This window comes from Burkholderia territorii (assembly GCF_902833055.1).
Classification (GTDB): domain Bacteria; phylum Pseudomonadota; class Gammaproteobacteria; order Burkholderiales; family Burkholderiaceae; genus Burkholderia; species Burkholderia territorii.
Genome location: NZ_CADFEJ010000003.1, coordinates 135325 through 155409, shown reverse-complemented (window position 1 = coordinate 155409; position 20085 = coordinate 135325). Strand labels below are relative to the sequence as shown.

The window sequence follows — 20085 nt, the reverse complement described above, 5'->3', positions numbered from 1 at the left end:
TCAGCCGGCGAGCGGTTCGAGCGCCGCGCGCAGCGCGTCGGGCAGCGGCACCGGACGCCGCGTGCCGCGATCGACGTACACGTGCACGAAATGCCCTTGCGCGGCCGGCGCGGCTTCGCCTGCCGCGAACAGCCCGATCTCGTAGCGCACGCTCGACGTGCCGAGCTTCGCGACGCGCAGCCCCGCATCGACCGACTGCGGAAACACGAGCGGAGCGAAATAGTTGCACTGCGTCTCGACCACGAGCCCGATCGTCTGCCCGTGCTCGACGTCGAGCACGCCCGCGCGGATCAGGTATTCGTTCACGACGGTGTCGAAGTAGCTGTAGTAGACGACGTTGTTCACGTGCCCGTAGACATCGTTGTCCATCCAGCGGGTCGTGATCGGCAGGAAGTGGCGATAGGCGTCGCGCGGGCGCGGCTGCGGCTTGTCGGACATGGCGATGGCGTTCAGGATGAAGAAGGCGAAGCGGACGGCGCGCGGTGGCCGTGCCTGACGGCGCGCCGGTGAATGGCGGAATGTCGCGCCGCGACCGTGCCACGCGCGGCGGACGACATGCCGGAAGCGGCGCGGCCCGTCACTGCCCCGCTCGATCGACGAATTCGAAATCGAGGCCGCGCGCGCGCATCCAGTCGGCCAGCGCGTAACCGGTGCCGGCGCGCCACGGGCGCAGCATCGGCGGCTCGACGAGCCGGTATTCGAGCAGCTCGGGCGACAGCGCGACGGTGCCCGACGCGCGCACGTGATACGCGATGATCAACTCGTTCTTGCGGATGAATTCATAGACGCCGACCAGCGCGACCTGCTCGGCCTTCAGCCCGGTTTCCTCGAACACCTCGCGCGCGATGCCGTCCTCGGGCGTCTCGCCGTTCTCGAGGAATCCGGTGATCAGCGCGAACATCCCTTCCGGCCAGGCCGCATTGCGCGCGAGCAGGATCTTGCCGTCGAGCTCGACGATCGCGGCCACCACCGGCAGCGGGTTGTTCCAGTGAACGTAGCCGCACGCGTCGTCCGGGCACGCCTGACGAACGCGGCCGCCCTCATGTTCGGGATCGGCGCGCTCGGTCAGCGGGCGCGCGCAGCGCGGGCAAAAGCGGTAGTCGGCGATGGTCATCGATGGAAGATCTGGCAAGCGCCGACGGCGGCCGGCAAGCCGCGTCGCACGCCCGCTCGGCGCGGGAAAGGCTTCATTCTAGCGAGTTTGCCCGCGTCGCTGACGATCCGGCCCCGACGATGTCAGGGTTGCGTGCCGGGTCGGGCACGCCCGCGCGCGGCCGTCGCCGCGAAGCCGGCCGCACCGACGAGCAACGCACTCGCCGCGACCCACAACGCCGGCGAGAACGACCCGAAGCGCGCGGCGAGCGGCGCCGCGACGAGCGGGCCGAGAATCTGCCCGACCCCGTACGACGCGGTCGCGTAACCCATCAGCCCGGCCGCGCGCTCGCCGTGCAGCCGCCGCGCCTCGCGCATCGCGAACAGCGTGATCGCGGTGAACGGCAGCCCGAGCAACACGCTGCCGATCGAGAAGCCGGCCGCATTCGGCCACACGATTCCCGCCGCGATCCCGAGCGCCTGCGTCGCGCAACCGGCGGCGAGCAGCAGCCGGTTGTCCCAGCGGGCAGGCAGCCGCGCGGCCGCGATCGCGCCGACGATCAGCGCCGCGCCGAACATCGGCCAGAACAGGTCCGGCCACGGCGAGCCGGCCGGCAGCGCGGCGCGCGCGATGACCGGCAGGAACGTCGCGGTGATGATGTAGCCGAAGCCGGGCATCCCGTACAGGACGACGAGCCATGCGGCGTCCGCGCGACGGCGCCGCGCGTCGTGCGGCGCCGCATCCGTCGCCGCGGGTCGGACTGGCGCCGCCGACGTTGCGCCTGCCGCCGCCGGCACGGGCCCACCGCCGAAGGTGCGCCAGATCGCGACCGACAGCACCGCCGACAACGCCGCGAAGCCCAGCCAGCCGGGCGCCGCGCGATGGCCGGCCAGTGCGCTGCCGATCAGGCCCGTGAGCACGATGCCGACCCCGGGCCCCGCGTAGATCACCCCGCTCCACTCGGGCGCGTGCAGCTCGGCGAGCCGCCGCAGCCCCCATTGCGACACGAACACGAACGTCCATGCGCTGACGACGCCCGCGACGAAGCGCACCGCGAGCCACACCGGCAGCAGGTGGCCGATGCCCATCGCGGCGGTCAGCAGCACGGTGGCGGCAAGCCCGAAGCGCACCATCCGCGCGGGCGCGACGCGCACTGCCGCGCAGCTGACCGCGCCGACGAAATAGCCCGCGTAGTTCGCCGACGCGAGCCAGCTGCCCGCCTTCAGGCCGATCGAGCCGTCGGTGAGCATCAGCGGCAACAGCGGCGTGAACGCGAAACGGCCGACGCCGAGCGCGACGGCCAGCCCGATCATGCAGGCAAGCGCGGCCGTGCGGGCGCGGCGGTCGGCGTCATCGGACAGGTGTACGCCGGCGGCACTCGGAGCATCGGAACGGGACATGGCGGCATGGGCCGCGCAGGTTGCGCAACGGCCGGAACGGGAGTCGGATTGCTCGTATCGTAGCTTGACCAACCATTCTCGAAAAATGAATAATTGAGAATCCAACCATCGCACGGAGAGAATCATGGATCTGGCGGCGCTGGCGATTTTCCGGGCCGTCGTGCGCGAGAACGGCGTGACGCGCGCGGCGGCGAAGCTCAATCGCGTGCAGTCGAACGTGACGACGCGCATCAAGCAGCTCGAGGAGGAGCTCGGTGCGGCGCTGTTCGTGCGCGACGGCCGCCGGCTCGTGCTGACGCCGGCCGGCCACACGCTGCTGCCGTACGCGGAACGGCTGCTCGAGCTTGCCGACGAGGCGCGCCACGCGGTGCGCGAGGACACGCCGCGCGGGCGGCTGCGGCTCGGCACGATGGAAAGCACGGCCGCGAGCCGGCTGCCGACCGTGCTCGCGCGCTATCACCATGCATGGCCCGACGTGTCGCTGGAACTCGTGACCGGCACGACCGGCTGGCTGATCGACAAGGTGCGCGACTTCGAGGTCGACGCGGCGCTGTTCGCTCGGCCGCCGGAACCGGACACGCTGCCCGACACGTTCGAGACGGTGCCGGTCTTCCGCGAGGACCTGGTGCTGCTGACGCCGCGCGGCCATCCGCCGGTGCGCACGCCGCGCGACGTGATCCTGCCGACGCTGATTGCGTTCGAGCGCGGCTGCACGTACCGGAAATACGTCGAACGATGGTATGCGGCACACGGAATGCGGCCGGCACGCGTGCTCGAACTGGGTTCGTATCACGCGATCGTCGCGTGCGTCGCGGCCGGCGCGGGCATCGCGGTCGCGCCGCGCTCGGTGCTCGAGCTTCAGCCCGAGACCGGCAACGTCACCGCGCACACGATCGCGGAACTCGAAGGAATCGACACGCTGCTTGCGTGGCGGCACGGTTACGCGTCGGCGGCGCTCGCGGCGCTGCGCGATGCGCTGGGAGATGCCGCGCGGGAATCGGGCGATGTGGTGAAGCCGAGCATGGCGACGTCGGTTTGAAGCGGGCGGTATTGGTTGCAGTGCCGACTGCTTGAATCCGCAGCTACTGCGTTTGCCCGGAGCTAGGCAAACGGTGCTGCGACGATGATCAGGCTCAGCACGTAACCGTCCCACTGCTCGCTACTCGCCACGCGCCCGTCATCTCACCGCTGCTGGAGCGGCACGGCGCCGCTGCGCTCCTGCAATTACGCACTGATCGCGCGGACGCCTGGTATTCCGGTTTCGTCGTTCGCGTTACCCAGATACGTCCATTGGACCTCTTCCATCGCAATGTCGATGAAGCGGTCGCTCGGAGCAGGAAAAGGACTTCCCTGCTCGATGAAGGCTTGCTGATCCCAACGGTTATAGAGGCTTGCCATGGGATGAGCCTCGGCTATCCGGCCTTCCCATATGCCGGTTTCCGGGCACGGCCGTTCTCCGGCGCATCGCACTCGCGACGGCTGACCGGGAATTTCCCGTATCATTCCAGCTTCGACCAGATGAGCGATGAAGTCGGCCCGTTGCGGCGGCAACTGAAAGGCCTCGCCAAGGTAATGCCAAAGCACGCGATCCGGCGACAACCAGTCATGAGACGCAAGTTCGAATTGCTCTCCAGCCTCGAAACGCTCCGGATATCCAGCGCGCGCCGCCAACGATGCGCCGGAGTCGACCGACGAACCGTACAGCGCTAGCCAGTAACCTGTTCTTGGTACCCTTTGGTCGCCGGTGGCGGTCAGCCCATTACCATCTTCCAATCGAGCAACGGCATATCCGTCCGGAACAAATGCTCGACCATCAAGCGCTGCGGTCTTTTGCGACTTGGGTGATGGTGTAACGGCCTTCGCAGCATCGAGCAACGTTTTCGCATTGCCGTCCCACTTGGGAAGAGATGCAGGCGGCAGCGGCAAGACTTTATCAAGATTTGGGAGCTTCATACGCCCCTGGTAACGCTCCAACGCGTCCTTTAGTACGCGATATCTATCAGCGCGCGCTTTGTCGATGCTACCTGGCAGATTTCGACCATTCGTCAGATTGAATCCGTCAAATTCAATAGACAGCTTCGTTGCACATTTCGCGCTTCCAAGCTTTACCCCGTCTTGAAGCATCATCAGAGCGCGTCGCTTTGCGTCTGCTGTCCTTGGACGTGCATAAACAAAAGACAACTCTTCGGCCGCATCGCCGTAACCTTGCGCAACAGCGCATTCAAGCATCTGGGTAGCAACCGGCAAATTTCCCCAAAACTCCCCGTCTGAATCGTCATACGTTGCGTCGAGTTTTTCTCCGAGAAATGCCATCGCCGACGGACTGCCCATATCTGCCGCACGCTGGAAGAAGGCAAAGGCAGTGGTTGCGTCGCCTCCCTTGATCAAGCCATTCTGGTGATAGACCCCCATCATATCGTAGGCATCCGGCACACCCAGCTTCATCGCCCTTTCGATCCATTCAATCGCAACCTCAGGATCGTGCTCAGGCACGCCGGGATTGTTACTTCGAATCAGCGTGGCAATATTGAGCATAGCTTTCCAATGCCCGCGTTCAGCCGCCTGGACGTACAACTGATAGATCTTTGCGTAGTCTCGCTTCTGGTAGTACAGGTCGGGGTCATCGAGCGCAAGCGCTTGCTGAAACCATAACTCCGCCTGCGGATCCATTGGTGGCACATGCTGTGATTGATAAGTACATTTGAAGCTCTTTCGATGCGGATCGAACAACGGCAGTTTTTCGTAGCGCGGAAGATCTGACATGGCAGCAATTGACTTGATTTTCGATGAAGTTGAAGTATCTGCCTGTGCACCGATAGCAAACAGACACACGACGACAGTCATAGCAATTCGGAGAGCAGCTATTATCGACATCAAATGGCCTCGATCACGCAGTCGTGGAAGCGTTGGTTGATGACGGCACATCAATCTGAGCATGCAACACCGTCTCAGCACGGCGATCGATGAATGGTAAAATGAATCCTTGCAAATTCTCGGTACCGGCTTTTTGGATATCGCGATTGTCTTTCATTCGCCCCTCCCAAATATCAAAAACCACCGGAATCCGATCTCGGTCGCCACTACCCGAAGTGGCTCCTCCGGAAAGCAATGAAAACACCCGCGCGCGCAACTTGGAAGTGCATTCATTCCCCGTCGCCGCGATGTTGATTTCGCTGTCAACGGACATACTGCGCTGATTCAGGTTCGCACTACCCACCGTGACGAAAACATCATCGATAAGCATCAGCTTCGAATGAATGTAAATTTCGCGGTAGGCCATCTGATTATTTACTATGCCGCTGGTCCGCAAGCGAGCGATGCTGACCTTGAGTCCCATCGTATCCTGAAGTTCTTTCAGGCTTTGTGGGTGGAATGTATTTTCCCCTTTTGCATTCTTATAGCCTTGCGCCGTCTTGCCGGCTCTCACCAGATCACCCTGGCCCTTCATGGCATCCGCATGTCCCAGTTCCGCCAGCGTGTCATAGGTTCGCGGAATCATACCCGGATCCTGCGGATGCGGCGTGACGACAAACATGTGCAGTATGGGCGCGTCCGGTTGTGGCTTGTTTGCCAATTTGCTCCACGCATCATGAAATTTCTGCCTCTCCTCTTTCACGTGCCGCGCAAACTCCGGATAAAAGAAGTATTGATTTTCCATGTAGATATAGTTGCGAGCAAAGCTGGTCGCCTGGAAGTAGACCCTCTTGATCGTCTTCTCCCGCTCATGCGGCTGGGTACGCACGATCTGCGCCCGCTCCGCGGGGTCATCCGGCAAACTCGGAATCTTCGAAGGTAGCGTCGCCAGTTCCGTCGTCTTCCATTGAGGAGGAGCAAACAAGTTCCAGCCGCGCTCGAAATTTTGATGCACTCGCTTCAACGTTTTTCCGACCACCCGGCATCCGTAGTCCTGATATGGATTGGTATGCCTGTATGCCGCTGTACTGAGCGCTCCATTCGGGTCCTGGGTTTCCTGTTCATGCTTCAGTTCATCGTTGACGTACGACCCAACCCACTCCTCTCTTAACGGATCGTCAATTGCGTGATCAGTTCTATCCCAATAATCGGTAACCGAATTCAGACCCATGACATAGCCCACGGCCTTGCTACCCTCGTCGTAGTTGTAGTCGATCAGGATCGGCTTCTGATGATGTGTTGGATAGTCCTCAAGCAAGTTCTTTTCATTGACGAGATAGTAATCGACCGACTCGCTATGAGTACTTGGAGAATCTTCCTCCTTCAACGGAGCGGCAATCAGTGCGTCGACGTCTGCGCTCGCAATACTTCGCAACACGATCTGCAGCCGCTGATTCTTCGTCAGGATGCCACTGCGCTTGCTCTCGCCCTCAGGCAAGTTGCGATTCCACCAGTCGATACAATACTGGGTTCGCTTCGCATTTTTATACGGAGGCACCTGTTGTAGCTTTTTTTGAACAGGACTGGTCCAACCCGACACTGCAACATCTGTAAATCCAGGCATGCTGTTTTGCTTGCGCGACGCACGTGGGTCGAACCAGATCAATAACCTGACGGTAACCGGGTTATTCGTGCGTTGTGTGATCTCTTCGAGTAGCGCGCCGTAAACCATGCCGCGCGGCCAGGTTCCGGGTACAAAAGTCGTGTCGACTTGAGGATCACCGATCCAACATGCCGCACCATCCCCCCGGACAAGCTCCATGCCGGGGTCGAATCCCCAGCAGCAAATATCGACCGTGGACTTCGCCGCCATAATGTCCGCAGCAATTGCCCGAAATCCCTCTTCGCCGCAGACGAAGAATTCCAGCTTGTTGCCAGTAGTTGGCAACACGTCGGGGTCTACATCTGTTTCAAGCAACCATTGAACGGTACCTTTGGCTATTCGCCCGGCTTCGTCGATGGCCACATCCATAGCGTTATGAGACTCGAGAGGAAGCTTCGCCATATTCTTTTCCTTGTTTTTAGCGCGCCGGCACGTTTGTCAGATCAGCCGTTCGCCGCGGTTCGTGCGTTGCTCGACATGATCCGGATCGCTCTGAAGCGCGTCCTTCACTTTCAGATCGAACTGTCCGCCATTGGCGAGCCTGACCTGATAGGCCGGTGTGCCGGCCTGATGGTCCTTGACGACGATACGGCCAAACTGATCCGTAACACCTTCGTCAATCTTCGCTCCCCCTCGGTACAGCTCATAAGGCTCGCTCACGTACTGGTGCGCCTCGCCCGGCAATGCTCCCAACGCAAAATGCAATTGCCCGTTCTCCGGTGGCAGCGCCGGGATAGTCGGCGTTCTCACGCTGTCTGGCCCGACGAACGTCTGGCTTGCCGAGTGCACCTCGAAGCCGCCAGACGTGCCAAACTTGATCTTGTCTGCCGACCATCGCGTATAACTACCACCACCATTGATCTCCACCTCCTGCTGCGCGCTGATCGTGATCTTGGTGGCCGTAACGGTCACGTTCAGCTTCGCAAGCAGGTTGATGCTGTCCTTCAACGCTTTCACGTCGATATCACCCGCCGCAGCGACCAAACGCATGCCTGCTTCATAGGCAAACAGACGGAGCGCCCGGCGTGCACTGGCAAAAAAACCACCGCCCGTACTCACCGACATGTGCTCACCAGCCGTGATTGCCGTCGTCTTTGAGCTGCTTAAATGAATCTGCTGATCGGAGCTGGCCGCAATGCCCGCCGAGCTGGCCAGAACAAGATGCGGCTGCTCGAACTGCTTGAGCGTACCGCCACCTTGAATGGCCTTTGCCTGCGCCTTCAGCAAGTTGGCCACAGTCTTCTGCTCGCCATCTTGCGCTCCGGCCGAGTGCGCCAACTGGGCAAGGCTGGCAGTCGTATCCTGGGCGTTCGCTAGTTGAAGATTTACCTCGTCGACGTTGAACGCATCGCCGCTGGCACCCGAGCGGGCGTGAGTCGATAACAGCAACCCGCGCGCGCCTCGCATCGCGGCATGTCCGTCGGTGCGCAATTCTGCGCCCTCACCGCGCTTCTCGCCCCGCCCCGCAGGCTCGCTCACACGTGTAAGGTAACCCATATGCAAACCGGATTCGAGGTGATCACTGCGAATTTGGGTTTGTACCTGCCCCTTCGTGTCGTCCTTCAACCAGACATTATTCTGCTCGCCGCCAATTTCCTTGCTGACGAAGCCAGACAATGCATGCTGATCCGGCAGGTTCCACTGCGGCCGGTTAGAGCCATTTCCCACGCGGGCCGTGATCACCGGGCGATCTGGGTCGCTGTCAAAAAATTGCACGACAACCTCATCTCCGACTCTCGGCAACTGGATACCGCCAAAGCCAGCACTCGACCAAGGCTGTGCAATCCGTATCCAGCACGAACTGCGCTCATTACGCTGGCCGATCCGGTCCCAGTGAAACTGCACCTTGACCCGGCCCAATCGATCTGTAAAGACCTCCTGACCTTGCGGGCCGACCACTGTCGCGGTCTGCATTTGCATGATCGGCCGATGATGTTCGAGCGGACAGCGAAAAGGTACTGACTTACGCTGCGCCTCGACTTCAATCCGGAAGTAGCCTTTGGATCCATCCTCATGTGTCACGACGAATGTGCCCGACGCGTCACCATCGTCCGCAGCTTTGCTCAACACACCCTTAAGGCTGTGCGGAAAGTCCGCGTCTTGACTCGCCCCGGGAATATTGTTCTCGATCAACCATGCGGTTTCGATTACCGAGAACTGGCGCCGCTCAGCCGAATCCTTGTCATGCTCGGGGTGGCCGGAAAGTTCGAACCAACGCCCAGCGTCGATCCCGCGCAACCCGCCAATACCGTAATATCGCTTCGCTCGCGACTCCCATTCTTCCATGCGGACCTTGGCAAGATGATCGCCACGGTCCTGCTCGAGATATGAATAAGGACCCGTGTATTCATATATCTCCAACTGTTCGGGCAACTCTTCCGATACCGTTGGCAAACTGACACCTTTCGGATTGGCGAGAGACGACGGATTCTTGTAATCGAATGTACGCGTCGTCAACACGGCGCTATGCAAAGTTCTGACGCCCGACCAATAAACCAGCGCATTCACTTCATTGTTTAAGCCATAACGGGAAAACGCGACAGTATGCGGAGCGAGTGGCTCGCCAGCATCAAGCTGGTCGGTTACGGTCAGCGAATGCGACTTACCGTCGTCGGCCTGCGTCCAGATGCCGAATAGCCCTTCCACTTCCATCAATCGATGTACGAAGTTCCAGTCGTCCTCGTACTGAGTGCAATATGATCTCGAGGGTAGAGGTTTTGAGAGCGCGAACTTGAATTGGCCTTTGGCCTGCGGGTGGGCGTTGAATACGTCGCTCAGAATTTCATCGACGGACTTGTCCTGCCAAATGCGCTGGTCGCGACGGAACTTCAAAAAATGCATCCACGATGCAAAGCGAATCTGATAACTGGTCAACCCACCTTCGGTGCCGAGTCGCCGGACCGAATAAACGTAACCATGCCGAGGAAGGTAGGAGCGGTTTGCCTGCCGAAGCCATAGGGTGATCGACTGCCCAATCAGCTTCTTCAGCTTCAGATCGCTACGCGCCGACAACACATCCAGCGTGAAATCAAAATGCCGACCGATGCGTGACCATCCCGCAACACGCTGCGGCAAGAGCACGTCGCCCCCCAACGGCGTGTCGAGTTTCAGCAAACGATCTTGCTGAATCACGCCCCCTTGAATCGCCCTCACGATGTCTTGCGCGTCCATCCCCACCCCTTTTATTACAATTTCCCTACTTATTGTCATTAATTTGACATGGGCTCTCTCGCGCGATTCTACAGTCAAATAGATAGCCGAATGGGAAATCCGGCGCGCCACTCTCGTGAAGAATTGCAAACTTGGGCAACAACCGCCCAAGCGGACGTATACGCAAAACGACCCGATCGGCACACGTACCGATCGGGTCGCTGATTTTGATGCACCGCACCGTGATGCGATGCAGTCAAAGACCGCATCGCACCCACCATGACGATCAAAGACGCTGTTCGATCCAGCCCTTGACGCCTGCCAGCGCGCCCGGCAGGTTCGCCGGTTCGGTGCCGCCTGCCTGCGCCATGTCCGGACGGCCGCCGCCCTTGCCGCCCACCTGCTGCGCGACGAAGTTCACGAGCTCGCCGGCCTTGACCTTCTTGCTTGCCTCCTGCGTGACACCCGCGATCAGGCTGACCTTGCCGCCTTCGACGGCCGCCAGCACGATCGCCGCGCTCTTCAGCTTGTCCTTCAGCTTGTCGACCGTCTCGCGCAGCGTCTTTGCATCCGCGCCGTCGAGCGTCGCGGCCAGCACGTACACGCCGCCGATTTCGACCGCCTGTTGCGCGAGCTCGTCGCCCTGGCTCGAAGCGAGCTTCGACTTCAGCGCGCCCAGCTCCTTCTCGAGCGACTTCACCTGGTCCTGCACCTGCGCGATACGCTGCGTGAGCTCCGACGGCTGCGCCTTCAGCGCGGCTGCCGCTTCGTTGATCCGCGCATCCAGCTCCTGCACGTAACGCACCGCATTGTCGCCGGTGATCGCCTCGACGCGGCGAATGCCGGCCGCGACACCGCCTTCGACGACGATCTTGAACAAACCGATGTCGCCAGTGCGATGCACGTGCGTGCCGCCGCACAGTTCGCGCGAGAAGCCGAGGTCGAGCACGCGCACTTCGTCGCCGTACTTTTCGCCGAACAGCGCCATCGCGCCGCCCTTCACCGCTTCGTCGTACGGCATCACGCGCACGATGCCCGGCGCGTTCGCGAGGATTTCATTGTTGACGATCTGCTCGACGCGACGGATTTCGTCGTCGGTCATCGGCGCGTTGTGCGCGAAGTCGAAGCGGGTTTTCTCCGCATCGACGAGCGAACCCTTCTGCTGCACGTGCGCGCCGAGCACTTCGCGCAGCGCCTTGTGCATCAGGTGGGTCGCCGAGTGGTTGCGCTGCGTGCGCGCGCGGCGCTGCGCGTCGATTTCCGCGCGCAGCACGTCGCCGACCTTGAGCGTGCCCTGCTCGAGCGTGCCGTGGTGGCCGATCACGTCGGCCTGCACCTTCAGCGTGTCGGCCACCGCGAAGCGCGTGGCGGCATTCGCGAGCACGCCCTGGTCGCCGACCTGGCCGCCCGATTCCGCATAGAACGGCGTGTGGTCGAGCACGACGACCGCGTCCTGGCCGTGCTTCACTTCGTCGACGGCCGAACCGTCGACGTACAGCGCGACGACCTTCGCGTCGTCGAACGCGATTTCCTCGTAGCCGTGGAAGGTGGTCTTCGCGCCCGAGTATTCGAGGCCCTGCGTGGCCTTGAACTTGCCGGCCGCACGCGCCTGCTCGCGCTGGCGTGCCATCGCGTCGTCGAACGCCGGCTCGTCGACCGTCATCCCGCGCTCGCGGCACACGTCGGCCGTGAGGTCGAGCGGGAAGCCGTACGTGTCGTGCAGCTTGAATGCGAGTTCGCCGTCGAGCACCTTGCCGCCCTTCGCCTCGACATCCGCCAGCGCGGCCTCGAGGATCGACATCCCGTGCTCGATCGTCTCGAAGAAGCGCTCTTCTTCCTGACGCAGCACGTCCGTGACACGCTGTTCGGCTTCCTTCAGTTCCGGGTACGCGTCGCCCATCTCGGCGACGAGGTCGGCCACCAGCTTGTGGAAGAACGAACCCTTGCGGCCGAGCTTGTAGCCGTGGCGGATCGCGCGGCGCACGATGCGGCGCAGCACGTAGCCGCGGCCTTCGTTGCCGGGGATCACGCCATCAACGATCAGGAACGAGCATGCGCGGATGTGATCGGCGATCACCTTCAGCGAGTTGTTGTTCAGGTCGCTGATTTCGGTCACGCGCGCGGCGGCCTTGATCAGGTTCTGGAACAGGTCGATCTCGTAGTTGCTGTGCACGTGCTGCAGCACCGCGGCGAGGCGCTCGAGGCCCATGCCGGTGTCGACCGACTGCTTCGGCAGGCGCGTCATGTTGCCCTGCGCGTCGCGGTTGAACTGCATGAACACGAGGTTCCAGATCTCGATGTAGCGGTCGCCGTCTTCTTCCGGCGACCCCGGCGGGCCGCCCCAGACGTCCGGGCCGTGGTCGTAGAAGATTTCCGTGCACGGGCCGCACGGGCCCGTGTCGCCCATCGTCCAGAAGTTGTCCGACGCGTAACGCGCGCCCTTGTTGTCGCCGATGCGGATGATCCGCTCGGTCGGCACGCCGACTTCCTTCGCCCAGATGTCGTACGCTTCGTCGTCTTCCTGGTAGACGGTGACCCACAGCTTTTCCTTCGGCAGCATGTAGACCGTGGTCAGCAGCTCCCAGGCGAACTTGATCGCGTCGTGCTTGAAGTAGTCGCCGAACGAGAAGTTGCCGAGCATCTCGAAGAACGTGTGGTGGCGCGCCGTGTAGCCGACGTTCTCGAGGTCGTTGTGCTTGCCGCCCGCGCGCACGCTGCGCTGCGCCGTGGTGGCGCGCGAGTACGGACGCGGGTCCGTGCCGAGGAACACGTCCTTGAACTGGACCATGCCCGAGTTCGTGAACATCAGCGTGGGGTCGTTACCGGGCACGAGGCTCGACGAGCGGACGATCGTGTGGCCCTTCGATTCGAAGAATTTGAGGAATTTCTCGCGGATTTCGGCAGCTTTCATGGCGTGCGGGGAATGTCTGGCTGAGACGGCTTCAAACGCCGGCCGTCCTCGCGGACGCACGGCGGGCAAATATCGTAAACGATCGATTATACGATACAGACCGGCGCCCCAGACGGCAGCGGCCCGGCGCGCCGGACGAGCGCGCTGGGCCACCCGCGCGACCGATTCGCCTTAAGATGCTCGGCATGACAATCCGCCTTGCCCCGGCCGGGCGAGCCATGAAAGGAGACGATTCGACGATGGGTGCCCTGAGCCATATCCGCGTGCTTGACCTGACCCGCGTGCTCGCGGGCCCGTGGTGCGCGCAAACGCTCGCCGACTTCGGCGCGGACGTGATCAAGGTCGAGCGCCCCGGCGCCGGCGACGACACGCGCCACTGGGGGCCGCCGTACCTGAAGGACGCGAACGGCGCCGATACGGCGGAAGCCGCGTACTACCTCGCGGCGAACCGCAACAAGCGCTCGGTGACGGTCGACATCGCGACGCCCGAAGGCCAGCAGATCGTGCGCGAACTCGCCGCGCAGAGCGACGTCGTGCTCGAGAACTACAAGGTCGGGCAGTTGAAGAAGTACGGGCTCGATTACGCGTCGCTGCGCGCGGTGAAAGCCGATCTCGTCTACTGCTCGGTCACGGGCTTCGGTCAGACGGGCCCGTACGCGCACCGCGCGGGCTACGACTTCATCGTGCAGGGAATCGGCGGCTTCATGAGCATCACCGGCGAGCGCGACGGCGCGCCGGGCGGCGGCCCGCAGAAGGCCGGCGTCGCGATCGCCGATCTCGCGACGGGCCTCTACTCGACGATCGCGGTGCTCGCCGCGCTCGCGCACCGCGACCGCACGGGTGAAGGCCAGTACATCGACATGGCGCTGCTCGACGTGCAGGTCGCGCTGCTCGCGAACATGAACACCAACTTCCTCGCGAGCGGCAAGCCGCCGGTGCGCTGGGGCAACGCGCACCCGAACATCGTGCCGTACCAGACGTTCCAGACGAGCGACGGCTGGATCATCGTCGCGGTCGGCAACGACGGGCAGTTCCGCAAGTTCGTCGAAGCCGGCGGGCGGCCCGAGCTGGCCGACGACGAACGGTTCGCGACCAACCCGTCGCGCGTGCGCCATCGCGACACGCTGGTGCCGATCCTCGCGGAGATGGTGAAGACGCGCGCCAAGGCCGACTGGATCGACGCGCTCGAAGCGGCCGGCGTGCCGTGCGGGCCGATCAACGACCTCGACGAGGTGTTCGACAACGAGCAGGTGATCGCGCGCGGGATGCAGGTGACGCTGCCGCACCCGTGCGGCGCGGACGTGAAGCTCGTGCGCAATCCGATCCGGATGAGCGCGACACCGCCCGACGCACACACCGCCCCGCCGCTGCTCGGCGCACAGACGGTGGACGTGCTGCGCGACATGCTCGGCTACGACGACGCGCGGATTGCGGCGCTGAAGGCGAAGCAGGCGATCTGAATCGTTCCGGACGAGCGCGCCGCCGTACCTGCCCGGCACGTGTCGGCGCGCCAGCGCGCAGGCGGACGCCGGTGGATCGATGGTTCGGTTGTCAGCGGCTAGCGCGCGAGCGCATCGAGCCAGCCCCGCGCATCGGGCCAGTCGCCGAGCCCGCTGTCCGCGTTGATGTGGCCGCGCGGGCCGAGATCATGGAACGCGCTGCCCCACACGTGCGCACAGCCGCGCGCGAACGCGAGCGAGCCGTACGGATCGTCGCTGCTTGCAACGACGCAGGTCGGAAACGGCAGGCGTTCGTGCGGCACCGGCCCGAAACCGTGTGCGTCGGCCGGAAACGCCGCGCCGGCCGGATCGGGCAACGCCACGAGCAACGCGCCGCGTACCTTCGCGAGCGCGGCCGGCCGCGCGTAGCGGGTCGCCCACCACGCGGTGGTCAGCGTGCCGAGGCTATGCGCGGCGATCGTCACGGGGCCCTCTGCGGCCTCGACCGCGCGGTCGAGCGCAAGACACCAGCCGTTGCGGAATGCACGCTCCCAGTCGGGCATCGCGACGCGCACGAAGCGCGCGTCGGCACGCTCCCAACGGCTTTGCCAGTGGAGCGGGCCGGAATTGCCGTAGCCCGGAAGCACGAAAACGATAGAGTCGCTCATGAAGGATTCGTCGACGATTGAAGTCGTTGTGTGATGTCGACGAAGTGTCGCACATCCGCTCCTCCCTGATGCTGCCTGTCGAATCGCGGAATGGATGTGCGGAGCAGGAACGGGCCGTGATGCGGCGGCGATGCCGTCACGCCCGGCCGGCGCTCATGCGCGCCGGCTTCGATCAGCGCACGCCGGCGCCGACCAGGCCGCCTGCCGCGGCGCCGGCAACCGTGCCGACCGGGCCGCCCGTGATCAGGTAGCCGAGCGCGCCGCCCGCGGCCGCGCCGATGCCGGCGTTGCGTTGCGTATGCGTCATCGCGCATGCGCCGAGTTGCGACAGGGCCGCGACGATCACCGCGGTGCGAACGAGAAAAGTGGTCTTCTTCATCATGATTGTTGATGTCCTCCCGCCAGCAAAAAATGCGAATGGCGGCATTGAATCGGTAAGGCCATCATAGGAAAAGCCGAATGCGCGCGGCAATCCGATTTACGTCGTGTTACAGCCGACACACAATCGAGATATTGCGCTCACGCCCCGCGAACCGCCCGCCCGGTGGCGCAACCCGCGCGGGACGGACCCCGGTCAGGTAGAATTACGGGATTAAACCGGCGCGACGCGCCGACACAACCTGACGCCAACCGCATGAGCACCGAACGCAACGACGCCCCCGCGGCTTCCAACTTCATCCGCAACATCATCGACGACGACAACCGCACCGGCAAATGGGGCGGCCGCGTCGAGACACGCTTTCCGCCCGAGCCGAACGGCTATCTGCACATCGGCCATGCGAAGAGCATCTGCCTGAACTTCAGCGTCGCGCGCGACTACGGCGGCGTGTGCCACCTGCGCTTCGACGACACGAACCCGGAAAAGGAAAGCGTCGAGTACGTCGACTCGATCGTCGACGCGGTTCGCTGGCTCGGCTTCGACTGGCGCAAGGATGCGGTCGATCACCAGTATTTCGCGAGCGACTACTACGACAAGCTGTACGAATTCGCCGAGTTGCTGATCCAGCGCGGCAAGGCATACGTCGACAGCCAGAGCGCCGAGGAGATGCGCGCGAACCGCGGCTCGCTGACCGAAGGCGGCAAGCCGTCGCCGTTCCGCGACCGTTCGCCCGAGGAGAACCTCGACCTGTTCCGCCGGATGAAGGCCGGCGAGTTCAAGGAAGGCGAGCACGTGCTGCGCGCGAAGATCGACATGGCTTCGCCGAACATGAACATGCGCGACCCGGTGATCTACCGGATCCGCTATGCGCACCACTATCGCACCGGCGACGCATGGTGCGTGTATCCGATGTACGACTACACGCACTGCATCTCGGATGCGCTCGAAGGCATCACGCACTCGCTGTGCACGCTCGAGTTCGAGGATCATCGACCGCTGTACGACTGGGTGCTGAACGAACTCGCGGAAGCCGGCGTGTTCACGCGCCCGCTGCCGCAGCAGATCGAATTCTCGCGCCTGAACCTCACGTATGCGATCACCAGCAAGCGCAAGCTGCTGCAGCTCGTCACCGAAGGCCACGTCGAAGGCTGGGACGACCCGCGCATGCCGACGATCGTCGGGATCCGCCGTCGCGGCTTCACGCCGGAGAGCATCCAGCTGTTCTGCGAGCGGATCGGCGTGACGAAGGTCGATTCGTGGATCGACATGAGCGTGTTCGAAGGCGCGCTGCGCGACGACCTCGACGACAAGGCGCCGCGCTCGGTCGCCGTGCTCGATCCGCTCAAGCTCGTGATCGACAACTATCCGGAAGACCTCGAGGAAGCGTGCACGGCGCCCGTGCATCCGCATCACCCGGAGCGCGGCGTGCGCACGTTCCCGATCTCGCGCGAGCTGTGGATCGAACGCGAGGACTTCGTCGAGAATCCGCCGAAGGGCTATTTCCGCCTGTTCCCCGGCAACAAGGTGCGCCTGCGCTACGGCTACGTGATCGAGTGCACGGGCTGCGACAAGGACGCCGACGGCAACGTGACGGCCGTGCACTGCAACTACTTCCCGGACAGCAAGTCGGGCACCGAAGGCGCGAACAACTACAAGGTCAAGGGCAACATCCACTGGGTCAGCGCGAAGCACGCGCAGGCGGCCGAAGTGCGGATCTACGACCGGTTGTTCAAGGAGCCGCACCCGGACGCAGGCGGCGCGAACTTCCTCGAGGCGCTGAACCCGGATTCGAAGAAGGTCACGCAGGCCTATGTCGAACCGGGTGCCGGCGACGTTGCGCCGGAAACGCGCCTCCAGTTCGAGCGTCACGGCTATTTCGTTGCCGACCGCGTCGATTCGAAACCGGGCAAGCCCGTGTTCAACCGGATCGTCGGGCTGCGCGACAGCTGGGGCAAGCCGGCCTGACGGCCGGCTCGATGCGCGACGTGCGGCTCCAGGGCCGGCGTCGCGTGACGATAAAAAAACCGGCCTGCGGGCCGGTTTTTCATTGCGCGCGCGGGATCGTCGCGATCGTCGGGACCGAAGCGGCCGCGCTCACGCGCTCGCCAGGCGCCGGTGCAGATCCGCGAGCGGCAGCGTGGTGCGAAACAGCCGCGCGAGACTGCGGCTCGCATACGCATCGACGTCGCCGGGCGCGGTCCAGCGATACGCATCCATCTCGGGGATCGGCGAGCCGTCGCGACGGCTCGGAAACAGCGACGTGCACGTGCAGTGCGCCGGATCGATCTCGCCGTCCGCGACCCGCACCGCGAACAGGTGCAGGTCCTTGTCGTGACGGTAGGCGAAGCGGCCCAGATCGAGCAGCCGCGCCGCTGCGAGCTCGATGCCGGTTTCCTCGCGCAGCTCGCGCAGCGCGGCTTCGGCCGGCGATTCGCCGGGCTCGCCCTGCCCCTTCGGGATGTCCCAGTGCGTGGTATCCGTCGCGTGCGCGAGGAATACGCGGCCTGCCCCATCGAGTATCACGACGCCGCACGACACCGTGCGCGGCGCACCGCTGCGCTTCATTGCTCGCGCGCTCAGCGCTTCTGCAGCTGCCACTTGCCCGCGGCGGTCTTGCAATAGACGGGCTTGAGCGTCATCGTCTGGCCCTTCGCGGAAATTTCGGTGGCGATCTCGCGGCAGGTCTTGCCGTCGTTCTCGGACGTCGACGGCGTGAGCTTCGCGTCGATCTGCGTGCCGCGGCCGCTGCTCTGCCACGTCGTGGTCTCGCCGTCCTTGCCCGCGTCGCGCACCTGCACGACGGCCTCGGCCAGCGACGCGCGGTCGGTCTTGCTGAAGTAGCTCAGCGGCGTGTCGCTCAGGAAGCCCAGGTTGTTTTGCGCGTGGGCGGGCAGCATCGCGGCTGCGCACGCGGCGCCGGCCAGCACGCGCGTGACGACGAAAAGGGATGCACGCATCGACATGTGTTGTTCTCCTTGGATGTTCGATCGAACGGCGTGGCGCGCGGCCGGCGGCCCGGCACGCGCCACGCCCGTCAGCCAGCGAGCATAGCATGCGTGCCGCAACGACCGCGTTCTAGCGCGCCGCCGTCGTGGCCGCCGGCTGATATCCGTCGGTCAGCGTGTTCAGGAACGCGATCACGTCCTTGATCTCGGCCTCGTTCAGCGCGGGCGCGTCGCCGCGCTTGCGGTCGAACGGCGGCTCGCGGTTGATGTTGGGCCAGTAGCGCTTCGGCAGGTCGTCGTACACCTGCACCTTGCCGTGCACGACCGGATAGAACTTCTCCGGGTGGATGTCGCGCTCGACGTAGAAGTGCATCACCTCTTCGAGCGAGTGATACACGCCGTTGTGGAAGAACGTCTTGCGCAACGCGACGTTGCGCAGCGACGGCGTGCGGAACAGCCCGCAGAATTCGTCGCGGCCCTTCAGGTCGGTGCGCTCGGGGCCGCACGCGCCGAGATCGTGGAAGCGCGGATCGCGATTGACCGGCAGCGCGCGGTTGCGCGGCACCGCGATCGCGATCAGGCCGAAATCGCTGAACTGCGGCGGGCCGCCTTCGAGCGTGCGCTGGCTCACGTGGCAGCTCGCGCAGTTGCCCTTCTTCTCGTCGTTGAACAATTGCAGCCCGTGCAACTCCGCGGGCGTGAGCTGTGCGCGGCCGGCCAGATACGCGTCGTACTTGCTCGTGTATGGATCGAACAATGCCGGCTGCTGCTGGAATGCGTCGAGCGCACGCAGCACTGCACCGAAGGTCGCCTGGTCGTCGCCGAGCACGCGATCGCCGAACGCCTTGCGAAACGCGTCGGCGTAAGGCGCGGCACGCACCGCCTTCGCGACGCGCGCCGGCGAGCTGCTCATCTCGAACGGCGACGTGAGCGGAATGCGCGCCTGCGCATCGCGCGTATCGACGCGACCGTCCCAGGTCAATCCGCCGGTCGGGCCTGCATCGATGCTTTCGTCGCCTTCGTCGGGCGAATCGTGGAAGTGCTCGGTGAACGGCGGAATGCCGCGTACGTACTTCAGCGACGGCACCGCGCGAAAGCCCATGCGGTGCATGTCGTCGCCGCCGAGTTGCACCGACAGCGCATTCGGCGGGCCGAACGCATGCTCGGCGCTGTGACACGACGCGCATGCGAGCTTGCCGGAGCCGGACAGCGACGGATCGAAGAACAGCTGCTTGCCGAGCGCCGTCATCTGCTTCACGCCCTCGAATACCTGCGCGCGCGTTTGCGGCTGGCCGGCTGGCGCGACGGCCGGGGTGGCCGAGGCGGCCGGGGCTGCTTGTGCCGCCGACACGACCGAGGCCGCCTGCGCGTTCGCATCGGGCCGCGCGTCGCAACCGGCGAGCGGCGCGAGGCCGCCGATGAGCGCGAGCGCCGCCGCGGCCGGGATCAACGATCGCGCGAACGCGAGGGATTTCAGAAGGCTGTGCATCGTCGTTCTTCTAGTAGCGGTGGGCAATCGGCCGGAGCTTATGTCAGTTTCATGACCGGTGCATGACGTTCGACCGACAGTCAATTGAAAGCGCC

At 63.9% G+C, this 20085-nt stretch carries 15 protein-coding genes; 3 read left to right on the top strand and 12 right to left on the bottom strand.

Going from position 1 to position 20085, the window contains the following annotated elements:
- The 3 genes from HW466_RS07985 to HW466_RS07975 all read right to left on the bottom strand — a co-directional run bounded on the left by HW466_RS07985 (position 1) and on the right by HW466_RS07975 (position 2493).
- Entirely contained in the window at positions 1 to 438 is a 438-nt protein-coding gene (locus HW466_RS07985; RefSeq protein ID WP_044846106.1) for an acyl-CoA thioesterase, read from the bottom strand.
- 139 nt (positions 439 to 577) lie between these two features.
- Positions 578 to 1114, bottom strand: coding sequence for an NUDIX domain-containing protein (locus HW466_RS07980; protein WP_059448260.1), 537 nt, complete (start codon positions 1112 to 1114; stop codon positions 578 to 580).
- Positions 1115 to 1236: 122 nt separating this feature from the next.
- Positions 1237 to 2493, bottom strand: coding sequence for a YbfB/YjiJ family MFS transporter (locus tag HW466_RS07975; protein WP_174905448.1), 1257 nt, complete (start codon positions 2491 to 2493; stop codon positions 1237 to 1239).
- 124 nt (positions 2494 to 2617) lie between these two features.
- On the opposite strand from HW466_RS07975, the gene HW466_RS07970 reads away from it, so the two are divergent.
- Positions 2618 to 3532 (top strand): LysR family transcriptional regulator, encoded by a 915-nt coding sequence (locus HW466_RS07970; RefSeq protein ID WP_151004733.1) that lies wholly within the window; start codon positions 2618 to 2620, stop codon positions 3530 to 3532.
- Between the two features lie 185 nt (positions 3533 to 3717).
- Here HW466_RS07970 and HW466_RS07965 read toward each other — a convergent pair whose 3' ends face one another.
- The 4 genes from HW466_RS07965 to alaS all read right to left on the bottom strand — a co-directional run bounded on the left by HW466_RS07965 (position 3718) and on the right by alaS (position 13070).
- Positions 3718 to 5337 (bottom strand): SEL1-like repeat protein, encoded by a 1620-nt coding sequence (locus HW466_RS07965; protein WP_239005793.1) that lies wholly within the window; start codon positions 5335 to 5337, stop codon positions 3718 to 3720.
- A 43-nt stretch (positions 5338 to 5380) separates the two neighbouring features.
- Positions 5381 to 7411, bottom strand: a complete 2031-nt coding sequence (locus HW466_RS07960; RefSeq protein WP_151004738.1) for a phospholipase D-like domain-containing protein — start codon at positions 7409 to 7411, stop codon at positions 5381 to 5383.
- 36 nt (positions 7412 to 7447) lie between these two features.
- Positions 7448 to 10180 (bottom strand): type VI secretion system Vgr family protein, encoded by a 2733-nt coding sequence (locus HW466_RS07955; protein WP_151004740.1) that lies wholly within the window; start codon positions 10178 to 10180, stop codon positions 7448 to 7450.
- Between the two features lie 265 nt (positions 10181 to 10445).
- On the bottom strand, positions 10446 to 13070 hold the full coding sequence (gene alaS, locus HW466_RS07950) for an alanine--tRNA ligase (RefSeq protein ID WP_060120389.1): 2625 nt from the start codon (positions 13068 to 13070) through the stop codon (positions 10446 to 10448).
- A gap of 239 nt (positions 13071 to 13309) precedes the next feature.
- On the opposite strand from alaS, the gene HW466_RS07945 reads away from it, so the two are divergent.
- The gene (locus HW466_RS07945) at positions 13310 to 14530 is read left to right on the top strand and encodes a CaiB/BaiF CoA transferase family protein (RefSeq protein ID WP_059791545.1); all 1221 of its coding nucleotides are present in this window, start codon (positions 13310 to 13312) and stop codon (positions 14528 to 14530) included.
- Positions 14531 to 14628: 98 nt separating this feature from the next.
- Here the strand turns inward: HW466_RS07945 and HW466_RS07940 are convergent, their stop codons facing one another.
- Both HW466_RS07940 and HW466_RS07935 read right to left on the bottom strand, forming a co-directional pair.
- Positions 14629 to 15177 (bottom strand): RBBP9/YdeN family alpha/beta hydrolase, encoded by a 549-nt coding sequence (locus tag HW466_RS07940; protein ID WP_151004742.1) that lies wholly within the window; start codon positions 15175 to 15177, stop codon positions 14629 to 14631.
- 172 nt (positions 15178 to 15349) lie between these two features.
- The gene (locus HW466_RS07935) at positions 15350 to 15559 is read right to left on the bottom strand and encodes an ornithine acetyltransferase (RefSeq protein WP_006497729.1); all 210 of its coding nucleotides are present in this window, start codon (positions 15557 to 15559) and stop codon (positions 15350 to 15352) included.
- A gap of 252 nt (positions 15560 to 15811) precedes the next feature.
- Here HW466_RS07935 and HW466_RS07930 point away from each other — a divergent pair, with 252 nt between their 5' ends.
- Complete coding sequence (locus HW466_RS07930; RefSeq protein ID WP_151006303.1) at positions 15812 to 17521, top strand: glutamine--tRNA ligase/YqeY domain fusion protein; 1710 nt, start codon at positions 15812 to 15814, stop codon at positions 17519 to 17521.
- 129 nt (positions 17522 to 17650) lie between these two features.
- Here HW466_RS07930 and HW466_RS07925 read toward each other — a convergent pair whose 3' ends face one another.
- The 3 genes from HW466_RS07925 to HW466_RS07915 all read right to left on the bottom strand — a co-directional run bounded on the left by HW466_RS07925 (position 17651) and on the right by HW466_RS07915 (position 19990).
- The gene (locus tag HW466_RS07925) at positions 17651 to 18121 is read right to left on the bottom strand and encodes an NUDIX hydrolase (RefSeq protein ID WP_059503009.1); all 471 of its coding nucleotides are present in this window, start codon (positions 18119 to 18121) and stop codon (positions 17651 to 17653) included.
- 11 nt (positions 18122 to 18132) lie between these two features.
- The gene (locus tag HW466_RS07920; RefSeq protein ID WP_059503007.1) at positions 18133 to 18519 is read right to left on the bottom strand and encodes a hypothetical protein; all 387 of its coding nucleotides are present in this window, start codon (positions 18517 to 18519) and stop codon (positions 18133 to 18135) included.
- 112 nt (positions 18520 to 18631) lie between these two features.
- Positions 18632 to 19990: a cytochrome-c peroxidase gene (locus HW466_RS07915; protein ID WP_174905449.1), complete on the bottom strand. Its 1359-nt coding sequence runs from the start codon at positions 19988 to 19990 to the stop codon at positions 18632 to 18634.
- Positions 19991 to 20085: the final 95 nt, after the last annotated feature.

Bases quoted from the DNA above. Each gene is read 5' to 3' on its own strand.
- HW466_RS07940 (WP_151004742.1), bottom strand. From the start codon at position 15,177: ATGAGCGACTCTATCGTTTTCGTGCTTCCGGGCTACGGCAATTCCGGC.
- HW466_RS07930 (WP_151006303.1), top strand. From the start codon at position 15,812: ATGAGCACCGAACGCAACGACGCCCCCGCGGCTTCCAACTTCATCCGC.
- HW466_RS07985 (WP_044846106.1), bottom strand. From the start codon at position 438: ATGTCCGACAAGCCGCAGCCGCGCCCGCGCGACGCCTATCGCCACTTC.
- HW466_RS07920 (WP_059503007.1), bottom strand. From the start codon at position 18,519: ATGTCGATGCGTGCATCCCTTTTCGTCGTCACGCGCGTGCTGGCCGGC.
- HW466_RS07970 (WP_151004733.1), top strand. From the start codon at position 2,618: ATGGATCTGGCGGCGCTGGCGATTTTCCGGGCCGTCGTGCGCGAGAAC.
- HW466_RS07945 (WP_059791545.1), top strand. From the start codon at position 13,310: ATGGGTGCCCTGAGCCATATCCGCGTGCTTGACCTGACCCGCGTGCTC.
- alaS (WP_060120389.1), bottom strand. From the start codon at position 13,070: ATGAAAGCTGCCGAAATCCGCGAGAAATTCCTCAAATTCTTCGAATCG.
- HW466_RS07935 (WP_006497729.1), bottom strand. From the start codon at position 15,559: ATGATGAAGAAGACCACTTTTCTCGTTCGCACCGCGGTGATCGTCGCG.
- HW466_RS07960 (WP_151004738.1), bottom strand. From the start codon at position 7,411: ATGGCGAAGCTTCCTCTCGAGTCTCATAACGCTATGGATGTGGCCATC.
- HW466_RS07980 (WP_059448260.1), bottom strand. From the start codon at position 1,114: ATGACCATCGCCGACTACCGCTTTTGCCCGCGCTGCGCGCGCCCGCTG.
- HW466_RS07925 (WP_059503009.1), bottom strand. From the start codon at position 18,121: ATGAAGCGCAGCGGTGCGCCGCGCACGGTGTCGTGCGGCGTCGTGATA.
- HW466_RS07965 (WP_239005793.1), bottom strand. From the start codon at position 5,337: ATGACTGTCGTCGTGTGTCTGTTTGCTATCGGTGCACAGGCAGATACT.
- HW466_RS07915 (WP_174905449.1), bottom strand. From the start codon at position 19,990: ATGCACAGCCTTCTGAAATCCCTCGCGTTCGCGCGATCGTTGATCCCG.
- HW466_RS07975 (WP_174905448.1), bottom strand. From the start codon at position 2,493: ATGTCCCGTTCCGATGCTCCGAGTGCCGCCGGCGTACACCTGTCCGAT.
- HW466_RS07955 (WP_151004740.1), bottom strand. From the start codon at position 10,180: ATGGACGCGCAAGACATCGTGAGGGCGATTCAAGGGGGCGTGATTCAG.